This is a genomic window from Pseudomonas sp. IT-P100 (genome assembly GCF_949767185.1).
GTDB lineage: Bacteria > Pseudomonadota > Gammaproteobacteria > Pseudomonadales > Pseudomonadaceae > Aquipseudomonas > Aquipseudomonas fluorescens_B.
Genome location: NZ_CATKQK010000058.1, coordinates 167,668 through 180,984, shown reverse-complemented (window position 1 = coordinate 180,984; position 13,317 = coordinate 167,668). Strand labels below are relative to the sequence as shown.

The following is a 13,317-nucleotide window of genomic DNA, read 5'->3' as shown; positions in this document are numbered from 1 at the left end:
TCAGCGTAGCCGCTGAGGTCACCTTTTATGTCCGGCCTGCTTTATATAACAATCCACCACAAATATGGAAGTACAACCTATAGCTTATAGTACATATACTATATTTGATTCTTGCTGATCTAAATGACTGCAGTCATATCGCCAAGGCCGGTATATCCTTGGCTTCCCCCACCAAGCGGACCCGTGATGACCCTGACTCCCGTTCGATTGCACAGCTGGTTGCGCCTGCAGCGCGAGGGCGTTTCTCTGGCCGCCCGGGCCGATGCGTTGTGCCGTGCGTTGCAGGATTGCCCCGAGGTGCGTCGCGCGGTTTACCTGAGCTGGCAACCCCAGGCGCGGATCTACAGCCACGAAGGCGCGGCCCAGCATTTTCCACCGGGCCAGGGCGACCCGTCGCAGGCCAGCGATCAGTTGTTGTTCGATCGGCTGCTGGAAGCGGGGCGCCTTGATCTCGCGCAAGTACGGCGACTGGATTGCTGGTTGGCCGGCCGACTGCGCCGCGCCGCGATCAGCCATGGTCAGGTATTTGATCTGGCGTTGACGCCTGGGCAGGCGGGCCTGTTGCTGGTGGAAGTGTGCGAGGGCGTGAGTTTCGATTGGCTGGGTTGGGTGCAGGATTTGCTGACGACCTTGCTCAGTAGCGTCAACGGCATGCTGCGCGGCTCGCCGTTGTTGGGCCACGATCCACAGCCGAGCCTGTTACTCGATGCGCAGGGGCGGCCGCAGGAATTCAACGCGGCGTTGCTGGCGTTACTGGCCGAAAAGCCGCTGACCGACGTGCTGGGATTTCTGCCGGTCAATCATCGGGTGCTGGTACGCGCGTGTCTGGACCAGCAACGGGCCATTGAAGGGGTCGAAGCGCAGTTCGAGGCACAGATCCTGATCTGGACGTTCATTCCCGATCCCCAGGACAACCGCGTGCTCGCCCGTTGTCGCGACGCCACCACGCAAGTGCTGGCCGAACGCGAAGCGGCCCAGGCCCGGCGGCTGTACCGGTTGATCATCGAGAACACCACCGACCTGATTTCCCGGCACACACCGGACGGCTGTTTTCTCGATGCCTCGCCCGCCTCCTGGACATTGCTCGGTTACTGGCCGGAAGAATTGCGCGGAAAAATGGCCCAGGGCCTGTTCCATGGCCAGGAACTGGCCAGCCTGATGCAGCGCGCCCGCGATGCGCTTGAGCAGGATGGTTATCACACGATGACGTACCGCATTCGCCATCGGGACGGGCATTACCTGTGGTTCGAAACCGCCAGCCGGGCGATTCGTGAAACCTACACTGGCACGGTGGTCGAGGTGGTCAGCGTGTCCCGGGACATTACCGCCCGGGTGCAGGCCGAAGAGAACAAACGGCGCCTGGCCGAAGTCGTCGAGGCCAACATTGACCCGGTGCTGTTTATCGCCCCCGAAGGGCAAGTTACCTACCTCAACCCGGCGGCACGACGCATTCTCGGGATTGGCGAGCAACAGCCGATGCCGACCCTGGCTGAACTGTTCGCCAGCGCTGACCTGACACGCCTGCAACGTGACGGCTGGAGCGGCGCCGAACGCGACGGCGTCTGGAGCACCGATGCGCGTTTGCAACCACCGGGTGGCGGCGCGTCGGTGCCAGTGTCGCTGGTGCTGTTGGCGCACCGTTCAGCAGGTGGCGAGCGTTACTATTCCCTGGTCGCTCGGGACATGACCGAACGTGAATTGCGCGAAGTGCAACAACGTCGCCATCAGGATGAACTGGCGCACACCGCGCGCCTGGTCACCCTCGGTGAACTGGCTTCGGGTATCGCTCACGAAATCAACCAGCCGCTGGCCGCCGTGGTCAATTACGCCAATGCCAGCCAGCGCTATTTGCAGACCGTGGATTCCAATCCCCAGGCCGCCGCCCGGGTGGCACAAGGCCTGGAGCGCATCACCCACCACGCCACTCATGCTTCGGAAGTGATCCGACGTCTGCGGGCATTTTTGCGCAAAGGCCAGCGTCGCATGCAGGCGCTGAATGTCACCGATGTCGCCCGCGAAGCCGTGCGTTTGTGCGACTGGGAGGCGAGCAATTGCCAAGTGACAATCGAGGATCGACTGCCGGATAATCTGCCGCCGGTTTATGCCGACCGGGTGTTGCTGGAACAAGTCCTGCTCAATCTGCTGCGCAATGCCATCGATGCCAACCGCGAACAAAATCCCGGCCAGCCTTCGTTGATCGTGATGACGGCGGGGCAGGGCAGTGCTGCCAGTGTGGACATCAATGTGCAAGACCAGGGCCCTGGCGTGAGCGAGCCGGAACTGGAGCAGATCTTTACCCCGTTCTATACCAGCAAGGCCGATGGCCTGGGGCTCGGCTTGTCCATGAGTCGCAGCATCATTGAAGGTTTCGGCGGCGAATTGCAGGCCCGGCGCCAACCGGTCGGGCTGCTGATGTGCTGTCGCTTGCCGCTTGCCGGCCCAACAAAACAACAACAGGAATAATGCAATGGCAGGTGTGGCGGAGCACGTGGTGTATGTGGTCGATGACGATCAAGGCATGCTCGATTCGACGGTCTGGTTATTGGAGTCGGTCGGCCTCAAGGCGTTGCCGTTCACCAGTGGCGTCGAGTTCCTCAATGCCTGCGACGCCAGTCTGGCGGCCTGTGTCCTGCTGGATGTGCGCATGCCTGGCATGGGCGGCTTGAACGTGCAGGAAGAAATGCGTTTGCGCGAACTGAATTTGCCGATCATCTTCGTCAGCGGTCACGCCGATGTCCCGATCGTGGTGCGTGCGTTCAAGGCTGGCGCTCACGACTTCATAGAAAAGCCCTACAACGAACAATTGCTGCTGGACAGCGTGCAACAGGCCCTCAGCAATTGCGCGACCCACCGTTCGGGCAATCAAGGGCATGAAGCATTGCAGGCGCGCTTGCTCACGCTGACCCCACGGGAGCGGGACGTCTTGCTGCCGCTGGTGCAGGGTTACACCACCCGGGAAATCGCCGAACAATTGGAGGTCAGCGCGAAAACGGTCGACCTCTACCGCTCACGCGTGATGAAGCGCATGCAGGCCAATACCCTGCCGGACCTGGTCGGCATGGCCATTGCCGCCGGACTGGTTGATCCATTGAAACTGCGTTGAACCCTCGCGTTTTCCACCGAACGTCTATGCTGGGCTAACCGATCCTGTACCGTTGCAGTGATCAGGGAGGCTGCCATGGAACCCACGTCCTTATCCGAAACAAAGCTGACGCGCACGCTGCTCGATGTGTTTATCCGGGCCGGGCTGATCGCCGTTCTGGTGCTGTTCTGCTTCCAGATCTTCAGCCCGTTCCGCGACCTGATGCTGTGGTCGCTGATCCTGGCGATCACCCTTTACCCACTGCAAGAGCGGCTGAAGGGGCCGCTGGGGCAAAAGGAAGGGCGCATTGCGACGCTGATCATACTGGTCGCCATCCTTATCCTGATGGTGCCGATCTATCTGATGGGCATCTCGATTGCCGACTCGGTCGAGCACGCCATCAGCGTGATCAAGAACGGTGGTTTCCACATTCCGCCGCCCGCCGATTCAGTCGCCGAATGGCCATTGGTGGGCAAGCCACTGTCGGCCCTTTGGCTACAGGCTTACACCGATCTTCCGAGCCTGACAGAGAAGTACATTCCGCAAATCAAAGGCATCAGCCTCACCCTGTTGGGCAAACTCGCCGGTGTCGGCATGGGTTTCCTGATGTTCATTTTCGCCTTGATCATCGCCGGGATCTTCATGGCCTATGGTGAAAACGGTTACCGCAGCTCGGTCCAGATAGCCTCCCGCATCATCGGCCCGGAAAAAGGGGCGAAGATCGCCGGGCTTTGCACCGCAACGATTCGTGCGGTCGCACTGGGGGTGGTCGGCATCGCCTTCATCCAGATGCTGCTGGTAGGCCTGGGTTTCGTGTTCAAGGGGGTTCCCGGTGCCGGGTTGCTCGCACTGGGGGTGCTGCTGCTCGGAATCATGCAGTTGCCGGCAACCTTGATAACGCTCCCCGTGATTGCCTTTGTGTTCGCCACGGAAGGTGCCAGCACGGCGACGATTGTCTTTGCAATCTATGTCTTCGTTGCCGGCCTGGTGGATAACGTACTCAAGCCCTTGCTGCTGGGGCGCGGTGTCGATGTGCCGATGCCGGTGATTCTGATCGGCGCCCTGGGTGGCATGGTCACTGGCGGGATTCTCGGGCTGTTCATCGGCCCGGTAGTGCTGGCGGTCGCGTATCAATTATTCTGGCAATGGGTACGGGATCGGCCAGGGCCGCAAGCATGAATGCGCAGGGTGATGATCTGCTGAATCAGGTACTGACCGCCCACGGAGGGCTGGAGCGCTGGAACGGCTTCAGCCACGTAAGCGCCACCCTCGTGACCGGTGGCTCGCTCTGGGCAATGAAAGGGCTGACTCAGGCGACGCTTGCGGGTGACCTTTCCCGAGAACATCGCCACGCATTGCGCGGTGCAGGATTTCTACTTCGGTAAAGACTTTCTGCTACGTCGACACGACTACAACGTGGAGGTCAGCGGTGGCCTGCCTGCCGCCCAGTACGTTCATGGCTATGTCGAAGCCGACATCGACTATTCGTAATGCATTGCGGAGGAATGAATCATGACCGCGCATTCCTGGGAAAAACTCTACCTCGATGACCTGAGCCTGGGTCAGGAATTTGAAAGCGACCCTGTTCGCGTCCACCGGGAAGCGATGCTGGCCTTTGCTCGCGAGTACGACCCGCAACCCTTTCACCTGAGCGCCGAAGAGGCCGGGTTGAGCCTGTTCGGCGGCCTGGCAGCGAGCGGCTGGAACACCGCCGCCCTGACCATGAAAATGCTGGTGGCCAGCGTGCCTCTGGCGGACGGCATCATTGGCCTGGGCATCGAGCTGAGTTGGCCGACGCCGACTTATCCGGACGACGTGCTGCGCCTGTTCAGCACCGTGCAGGCCATCGAACCGTCCGCCACCAAACCGGATCGGGGCGTGGTGACGCTGTTCATGGAAACGTTGAACCAGAACGACAAGGTGGTACAGCGCGCCACCGGGAAGTTGCTGGTGTTCAGAAGACCGGCAGAGGATTGAAGTGGCACTCCGAAGGATTGGCAGTTGCATTTACCGGTCAGTCAGTAATCCGGGAAGCTAACGACACGGGTCAAGCAAATACAAGACCTTGGAAAATGCTCATTACCGCCCCCGTCATAGCCATCAAACTGCCGTTGATGGTTTGACGGGGGTCAGGTCTTTCAGAAACTGAACCGCTGCAAAATAACGCCCAGTCCGTCGGACATTGCCTTGAGTTCCTGGGTCGTTCGAACGATCCCGCCTTGGGCTGTGGCGTTCTCTTCCACACTTTGCGCCACTCTTTCGACGTTGCAGGCGACCTGTTCACTGGCGGCGCGTTGTTCCTGGAGCGACAACGAAATGAAACTGACGGCCGCAAGGGATTCGTCCAGTGCACCCTTGATCCTGCCCATGGAAAGGCCCGCGCTTTCGACCAGTTTCTGGCCATGGGTCACGCGCTCACAGCCAGCGGCCATGCTGTCTTTGGCTTTGACCATGCCGTTTTGTATGGCGTTGACCAAGGCCACGATTTCCGTGGTGGATTGGGCTGTGCGTGCGGCCAGGCTGCGCACTTCATCGGCGACCACGGCGAAGCCGCGACCTTGTTCGCCCGCGCGTGCCGCTTCGATGGCGGCATTGAGGGCCAGGAGATTGGTCTGTTCGGCGATGCCCCGAATCACCCCGACAATCAGACTGATGTCGTTAGACTGAACCGCCAGTTGATCGATGTCAGATGAGCTTTGTGCAACCAGATCGGCAATCTGATCCATTTCCTGGATGGATGCTTGCATGACCTCCATGCCTTCGCTGGTGATTTCGCCCGCTTTCTGCGCGGTGCTCTGTGCCTGTCGGGCATTGTCGGCAATGTGTGTGATGCTGACGGAAAGCTCTTCTACTGTGGCCGCCATGGAGGAAGCTGTCTCGCTTTGCAGGGCGGCGCTGCTCAATCCTTGTTCGGACGTTGCAGACAGTTGCAGTGTGGCACTCTCGATCTGCTCGGAGGCCTGGCTGATCTTGCCGATCATGTCGCTCAAGCTGTGGCGCATCGCCTGGACGGAGTGCAGCACCCCCGTCGACTGCTGTTGGAGATCAAACTGTGTAGCGGCCAGTTGCCCCTGGGCGATGTTCGAACTGATGACGGCAAGTTCTGCCGGTTCGGCACCGAGCTGGCGACTCAACAGTCGGGAGAACAAAAACGTGTAGGCCACGCCCGCGATCAGCGCCAATGCCAGAATCAACAGGCTGAACCGGAGACTGGAGGTATAGGCGATCTGGTTCAGCTCGAACTGGTTCTTGGCCTCCACCAGCTGAACCTCGATCAACTCGGAAAACTTGGCTGACAAGGGATCGATCAGTGGATACAACTGCTCTGTTGCGAAACGTGCAAGCCCGGCGTTGTCGTTCTGGCGCAGCATGCCTTGCAAGTTTTGCAATGGCCCGTGGGTGGCTTCCATTAGCGGATTGATTTGCGCGATTAAACGGGTTTCTGCGGGAATCAGTGTTGTCGATTTGTATGCTTGCCACGTCTGATCGATTTCCCTCTGCGCTTGCTCTATCCGGGTCAATGATTCAGCGTAGGTAAAGTTTCCATTACGTGCCTTGTGGGTGGCATCGACGATGTCCACGGCGTACAGGTCAGCGATTTTTTTCAAGTCGCGCAGGGGCACGACTCGATCGAGATACACGGTTTCCAGACTGTGTACAGCGGATTGCATTCCCAAGAGTCCGAGCCCGCCGACACACAATAGACCCAGCAGCAAAGTGCTGGTGAGCACAAGCAGGTGAGTCCTGATCTTCCAGCTTTCCATAGTCCATAATTCCTGAGTCAGCTAAGCGATAGAGATCGAGAAGGTCAGCATCAGTTGCAATGAGGGCACATTGACATCATCCGCTGAGGCTCAGGAGAAGAACATCGTTTGACCGGCGTACATTTATGAATTTGCGACGTTTGAACACCCTAAGTCTCGAGCTTGTTCCACACCTGCCGCACGCGATTTGTTAACCCTGAGGGCTAAAGTCCCATGAGCGATTCGGATGCTCTGCCTCCCGGTCCTGAACCGGGTCGGATTACACGCAAGCACACTGGCGATCAAACCACCTGGCGCCGTTGGCTGCCGGGGCTGCAGACGTTGGGTCGCTATAAGATGGCATGGCTGCAGCACGACATTGTGGCCGGACTCGTGCTCACTACCATGCTGGTGCCCGTCGGTATCGCCTACGCGGTGGCATCGGGGGTGCCCGGCATTTATGGCCTTTACGCGACCATTGTTCCATTGCTCGCTTATGCGTTGTTTGGCCCGAGCCGAATCCTGGTGCTGGGGCCCGATTCCTCATTGGCTGCCGTCATTCTCGCGGTAGTACTGCCGTTGTCCGGCGGCGACCCGCATCGCGCGATTGCCCTTGCCGGCATGATGGCGATCGTCTCGGGGACCGTGTGCATCCTGGCGGGTATAGCGCGGCTGGGTTTCGTCACCGAGCTGCTTTCCAAACCGATCCGCTATGGCTACATGAACGGCATTGCACTGACGGTATTGATCAGCCAACTACCCAGGCTTTTCGGCTTTTCGATCGAAACCGACGGACCGTTGCGCAACCTGTGGGCCATTGCCACCTCGGTGATGGATGGAAAAACCAACTGGACCACCTTCATGATCGGCGCGGCCACCATGGCGGTCATCTTGTTGCTCAAGGACAAAAAACGCGTGCCGGGGATTCTGATCGCCGTGGCAGGAGCCACCGTTGCCGTTGGCGTGCTGGATCTTGCATCCTACGATGTGGCGGTCCTCGGTTCTCTGCCCCAAGGCCTGCCGGGGTTTGCCATCCCCTGGATCAGCAGTGCCGATATCGTTCCTGTGCTGATCGGGGGGTGCGCCGTTGCGCTTGTCTCGTTCGCCGACACCAGTGTGCTCTCGCGTGTCTATGCGGCGCGAACCCAGACCTATGTCGACCCAAACCAGGAGATGGTAGGACTCGGCGTCGCCAACCTTGCCAGCGGTTTGTTCCAGGGCTTTCCGATCAGCAGCAGTTCTTCACGGACTCCCGTGGCCGAGGCTGCGGGCGCCCGAACACAACTTGCCGGCGTGGTGGGAGCACTGGCTGTTGCTTTATTGCTGGTGTTTGCCCCGGATTTGCTGAAGAACCTGCCCACCAGCGCACTGGCGGCGGTGGTCATCGCATCGGCGATCGGCCTGATCGAAATCACCGACTTGCGACGGATTTATCGTATCCAGCGCTGGGAGTTCTGGTTATCGATCGTTTGTACGGCAGGTGTGGCCGTATTCGGCGCCATCGAAGGCATTGGCCTGGCCATCGTCGTAGCGGTGATCGAGTTTCTATGGGATGCCTGGCGCCCGTATTCTGCGGTCTTGGGGCGCGCCAAAGGCGTCCAGGGCTATCACGACATCACGCGTTATCCGCAGGCGAATCTTATTCCCGGTCTGGTGCTGTTTCGCTGGGATGCCCCGTTGTTTTTTGCCAACGCAGAACTGTTCCATGACCGAGTGCTGGACGCCGTGGCGACATCGCCCACGCCGGTTCGTTGGCTGGTGGTAGCAGCGGAGCCGGTCACCAGCGTGGATGTGACTTCCGCCGACATGCTGGCCGAACTGGATGAAACCTTGAACGCAGCTGGCATCACGCTCTGCGTGGCGGAGATGAAGGACCCCGTCAAAGACAAGCTGAAGCGCTTCGGGCTTTTCGAGCGGTTTGGTGAAGCTGCGTTCTTTCCGACATTAGGCGTCGCGGTCAACAGCTACCTCAAGGTCCATTCGGAGGACGGGAAGGAAGGGCAGGGCGAGGATCGCGAGTAAATGATCGTGCGTGCACGCTATCGGGGCCGGTGCGATAGTCCGGCCCCGACGTAATCGGGCTGGCGATCCCGGTTACTTACGCACGTTCTGGTACAGCATCAACCTTGAAGTTTCATGCAAGCCGCGGGTCAGCTGCACCAGGCGCTCGAACTCTCCAGGGTTTTGCCGGGCCACGTTGTCCAGCGGCGTCGGTGAGGCCAGGTCGTGCAACGTCGGCGAGCTGCCATCGTGCTGCATCTGCACCATGTAGTGTTGCGTGACGCCCGCAATCAACGGGAACGTACCTTCACGCAGCACCAGTGGCACCACGCGTTCACCCTCTGGCGCAGGCTGCTGGATATCACGCCCCAGGCCGCTGTTGCGAAACTCGAGGCCGGCCATGCCGGCCACGGTTGGCAGCAAGTCCACCAGGCCGACGGCTTCCTTGACGGTCCGCGTGCCGAGCAGGCCCGGTGCATGGATGATCATGGGCACCGCGTTGCTTTCCAGACCCAGTTGCTCATAAGCCGGTGCCAGGAAAGGGATCTGGGCGATACGGGTGTTGTGGTCGCCAAACAGCACGAAAATGGTGTTGTCGTAGTAGCCACCTTCCTTGGCGATTTCCATCAAGCGCCCGATGTTGAAGTCCAGCAAGCGCACGGCGTTGTACTGCTCGACACTGCGCGATCCTGCGGCCTGAACTTCCGCCAGGGTAGGGTGCTTGACCTCGAATCCGTCATTACTCTTGGGAATCGTAAAGGGGCGATGGTTGCCGGCCGTCTGCACATAGGCAAAGAACGGTTTGTCCCTGGGCAATGCCTGCAGGATCTTGTCGGTTTCCTTGAACAGATCCAGATCAGAAATCCCCCAGACATCCACGACCGGGGATTCCCAGTCCCGCTCCTCAAGCAAACGAACCCCGTCGATACTTTGCCGGATCAAGGCGTTCATGTTGGCCCAACCGGAGTTGCCGCCAATGGTGTAGATCTTCTCGTAACCGGTGAAGGCATTGATCAATGTGTGCTGTTTGGTGATCAGCGGATTACGCGTCGCGGTTTCCTGCCGAGTGACGTCTGGAACCCCGCTGATGCTGGCCCAAACGGTTTTTGCGGTCCCGGTGACCGGTACGTAGAAGTGCTCGAAGAACCAGCTCTGAGTGGCCAGGCGATCGATATTGGGCGTCGGATTGATCGGGTTGCCATAGGCCCCGACGGCACTCGTGCCCAGCGACTCAAGCATCACAAACATCACGTTCGGCGGCCGTGTGCTGGATACTTTGTAGGGTTGTGGCGCTTGATGACGGACGAAATTCAGGGTTTGCGGGTCGGGCTGGTCGACCCCCAGGTACTTGGCAATCACGGCGTAGTGTTCACGCACCTGCGCTTCGTCATAGCGCGACTGGCCGACCTTGACCGTGTCATAGAGGAAAATCACCGGGTTCAGACCCAGCGCAGCGACCTGGTTATTGCCAGAGAAGAACGCGTCGCTCCAGCGCAACGGGACAGGGTTTTCAAGGTTCATGTTCTCGACACGCCCCAAAATGCCCAACAGCACCAACACGACCATCAACGCACCACCCCAGGTGGCGGAGAGCGGGTGAATGGCTTTGCGTGGGCGGTCCAGTGTCACGCGTTCCAGGCGCACCAGGGCCAGCGTCACCAATGCAACTGTTGCCAGCCACCCCAATGAAATCCAGATGACCGGGTAGGTTTGCCAGACCATGTCTCGGGATATTTGCGCATCTTCGATGAAGCGCAGCACGGTGGCGTTGATCCTCACGCCCAGGTAGGCGTAATGGCCAAAATCGACGATATAGATCAGCAGCAGGGCGCCCATGGCGACTGGCACATACACGCGTGCCAATTGGCGAAGCAGGCGGCTGCTGACGAGATTCCAACGCGGAATCCAGGCCAGCAACGCCAGTGGCAACATGACCAGGATGGCCAGGCGCAGATCGAAACGAAAGCCGATGCCCAGCGTTTCCAGGACTGCATGGTCGTCGCTCAATGCTTTGGCGTCGAAACCGGAAAAACCGAAAAAGAACACCACCCGTAGCAATGCAAACAGCACAAATACAATGGCTGTTGCGCCTAACCAATAATGCAAACGTCTTGATTGCAGCCAACCCATCCCTGTTCCCCTGTTAAAAATGTCGTTGAATCTCAAACGGATCCGGACTCTTTCACTGAGCCACGCAGCGTGCTCAACCTGTCATACGACCAGCGCACCGCCTGCATCAGCAGTGCCGCGCAGCAATACAGGCCCAGCAGCGGATCAACCAGGTAATCCCAATAGTTATGCGAAGGTTTTACCCCGACGATGAAGGCCAGGGTCGCACTCGCGAGCATCACGACGGCCAGGTAACTGCGCAGGTAAAACAGACCTGCCGTGAGCAGTGCGACGAAGATCAGCAACGGACGCGGGCTGAAGCCAAACCGGTAAGGGTCCAGATAACTCAACCCCAGCGTTGCCGGGTAGAGCACCAGCGCCATCGCAGCGAAGATGATCAATACGCTGGTCGTGCTTTGCTGCGCAGACGACAGGAAACCCAGTCGCCGCAAACACCCCCACGCCATGAACACCAATGTCGTGACCGCCAGGTCATCAATGTGGCTGCGCAAGTACGCAGCCAACGACAAACCACCCAGCGGTATGAAGCTGGCTGCCAGCAAGGCGATCAACAGCGTGATCCTCGCGGTCGTCTTTAAACCGAAGGAAGGCAGCAACAGAAAGATGATCAGGGTGAAGCTGATATGGGCTTGCCACAGGTTGATCATTTGGCACGCTCCGACAACCATGCATCGTTGAAGGTGACGTGCTTGATGAAAGTGTTGTTCCAGGAATAAACCAGGTGATACATACCGTCGGGACTTCGGATGAAGTACGGGTATTCATATTCGAAACTGCAGCCTTGCGCCTTACAGACCCGGGTGTCGAGGTTGTTCAGGAACTGCGCCTCCAGCGGTTGGCGAAGTGCGCCACTGGATCCGCGAAACTCTCTGCCGATGATTTCCTTGTACGCCTCGGGTGAAAACGTATCGCCCTCCGGATCGGGTGATTTGTCGAGATCCCGCAGCGAGCGCCAATCGTCCATTTTTGCGTCGGTACCATAAAGACTCAGTTTGAAGCGGCCCTCCTGCAAATCATTGAGCGCCACCAGCAACCCGTGTTCGGGCGTTGCGATGGCGGCCAACGAGGAGTTCGGATTGGAGGGGTCGAGCGGATAAGGATCGCTCCAGGATTGCCCGGCGTCTTCAGTGCGGGCCGCCAGCACACGGTGATGGGTGTTTCCGGCATAGCGCAACAAGGCGATACCGCGCTGTCCATCCAGCGGAACGACCGTGGGTTGCAATGAGTTGTTGCCATGGCTGATGCGGAATTTATCGATCACATCACCGTCTGCGCTCAGGTACAGGTACTCGGCAAACTTGCCCAGAAATTCGTGATAGACCGGCAAGCCGATGGAACCGTCGGCATGAAACACCGGGGCGGAACGTACCAGGGTGCTGATATTCAGAAAGGGCGAGGTGATCAATTGGCGCGGCGCGGACCACTGGCGACCATAATCGTCAGAGACCATCACATTGACCGCACTACCGGCCCAGCCCCCCATGGACACCGACACGTAGAACAGCCAGAGGCGGTTGTCCGGTGCGAGCGCAATGACCGGGTTGCCCAGTTTGCGGATGTATTTTCCTGTGCCCTGTTGGGTCGAATCCCGCGTCGCCAATACCTGTTCCGCCCCCCATTCGCCAGTTACCGCGTCGAAGCGGGCAGAGCGCACCTGAACGTCGGATGCGCCTTCGCGGGTACCCGCGAACCAGACCGACATCAGACTGCCGTCAGGCAAGGCGGTTACCGCCGAGGAATGCACGAAGTCCACCAGGCCGGATGAGGCAAAACGACTGGTATAGATGGGCTTGGCAACTTGATCAGTCACCGCTCTTACGGGACTCATCAAGGCGAAGGATGAGTGCACAGGAGCAGGATGGGTGAACCATGCGACCGAAAACAGGCAGGAAAGGGCTAAATAGGCCCCGAAGGCAGGGAGGGTGGGTAGGTGGATGCGCATGATTAAGGCTGTGCATCTCATGGCCAATTCAGGCCGCTCAACCTATCACTTGTAGTTACAGGTTCGATGTTTTGCGAGCTGCTATTTTGTAAGCAAATAATTGTAGCGCGGATGCGTAGTCCAGAGCCTATATCTATCAATAGGTTACAACCGAGATTGGGTATCGGACCGTTAATCGTATTCCTGAACTGGACGGCGGATGGCGTCATGGCGTCATGGCGTCATGGCAAAGGTGTCCCCTCTGCGGCCGAAGGTCAGGAATGTGCTCGATGAGCCGATCAAGCTTGAGCATTGGCAGTTTTGAGACCCGTTAGCCAGAAACCAAGTTAGAGTGTTCATCAAAGTCCGTTCATAAGGTCCCTCCACTCGATTCGCGTAGTCGCGCCAAGCGCTTCCAGCGAACGAACCGGGCAAAAAAA

At 58.9% G+C, this 13,317-nt stretch carries 10 protein-coding genes; 6 read left to right on the top strand and 4 right to left on the bottom strand.

The window, feature by feature from the left end:
- Positions 1-186 precede the first annotated feature (186 nt).
- The 5 genes from ACM6IQ_RS28970 to ACM6IQ_RS28950 all read left to right on the top strand — a co-directional run bounded on the left by ACM6IQ_RS28970 (position 187) and on the right by ACM6IQ_RS28950 (position 5,059).
- Positions 187-2,463: a PAS domain S-box protein gene (locus tag ACM6IQ_RS28970; RefSeq protein WP_414880465.1), complete on the top strand. Its 2,277-nt coding sequence runs from the start codon at positions 187-189 to the stop codon at positions 2,461-2,463.
- 4 nt (positions 2,464-2,467) lie between these two features.
- A complete protein-coding gene (locus ACM6IQ_RS28965; RefSeq protein ID WP_414880464.1) occupies positions 2,468-3,103 on the top strand; it encodes a response regulator transcription factor in 636 nt (211 codons plus the stop codon).
- 75 nt (positions 3,104-3,178) lie between these two features.
- Positions 3,179-4,261: an AI-2E family transporter gene (locus tag ACM6IQ_RS28960; protein ID WP_414880463.1), complete on the top strand. Its 1,083-nt coding sequence runs from the start codon at positions 3,179-3,181 to the stop codon at positions 4,259-4,261.
- A 147-nt stretch (positions 4,262-4,408) separates the two neighbouring features.
- Complete coding sequence (locus ACM6IQ_RS28955) at positions 4,409-4,573, top strand: hypothetical protein (protein WP_414880462.1); 165 nt, start codon at positions 4,409-4,411, stop codon at positions 4,571-4,573.
- Between the two features lie 21 nt (positions 4,574-4,594).
- Positions 4,595-5,059 (top strand): MaoC family dehydratase, encoded by a 465-nt coding sequence (locus ACM6IQ_RS28950; protein WP_017338811.1) that lies wholly within the window; start codon positions 4,595-4,597, stop codon positions 5,057-5,059.
- A gap of 161 nt (positions 5,060-5,220) precedes the next feature.
- Here ACM6IQ_RS28950 and ACM6IQ_RS28945 read toward each other — a convergent pair whose 3' ends face one another.
- On the bottom strand, positions 5,221-6,846 hold the full coding sequence (locus tag ACM6IQ_RS28945; RefSeq protein WP_414880461.1) for a methyl-accepting chemotaxis protein: 1,626 nt from the start codon (positions 6,844-6,846) through the stop codon (positions 5,221-5,223).
- 213 nt (positions 6,847-7,059) lie between these two features.
- On the opposite strand from ACM6IQ_RS28945, the gene ACM6IQ_RS28940 reads away from it, so the two are divergent.
- Positions 7,060-8,847 (top strand): SulP family inorganic anion transporter, encoded by a 1,788-nt coding sequence (locus ACM6IQ_RS28940; RefSeq protein ID WP_414880460.1) that lies wholly within the window; start codon positions 7,060-7,062, stop codon positions 8,845-8,847.
- A 72-nt stretch (positions 8,848-8,919) separates the two neighbouring features.
- On the opposite strand, the gene ACM6IQ_RS28935 is transcribed toward ACM6IQ_RS28940, so the two are convergent.
- The 3 genes from ACM6IQ_RS28935 to ACM6IQ_RS28925 are packed head-to-tail and all read right to left on the bottom strand — an operon-like array spanning position 8,920 to position 12,898.
- Complete coding sequence (locus ACM6IQ_RS28935; RefSeq protein WP_414880459.1) at positions 8,920-10,956, bottom strand: LTA synthase family protein; 2,037 nt, start codon at positions 10,954-10,956, stop codon at positions 8,920-8,922.
- A 32-nt stretch (positions 10,957-10,988) separates the two neighbouring features.
- Entirely contained in the window at positions 10,989-11,603 is a 615-nt protein-coding gene (locus ACM6IQ_RS28930; RefSeq protein WP_414880458.1) for a hypothetical protein, read from the bottom strand.
- The gene (locus tag ACM6IQ_RS28925) at positions 11,600-12,898 is read right to left on the bottom strand and encodes a sialidase family protein (RefSeq protein ID WP_414880509.1); all 1,299 of its coding nucleotides are present in this window, start codon (positions 12,896-12,898) and stop codon (positions 11,600-11,602) included. Before ACM6IQ_RS28925 ends, ACM6IQ_RS28930 begins: the two co-directional genes overlap by 4 nt.
- Positions 12,899-13,317: the final 419 nt, after the last annotated feature.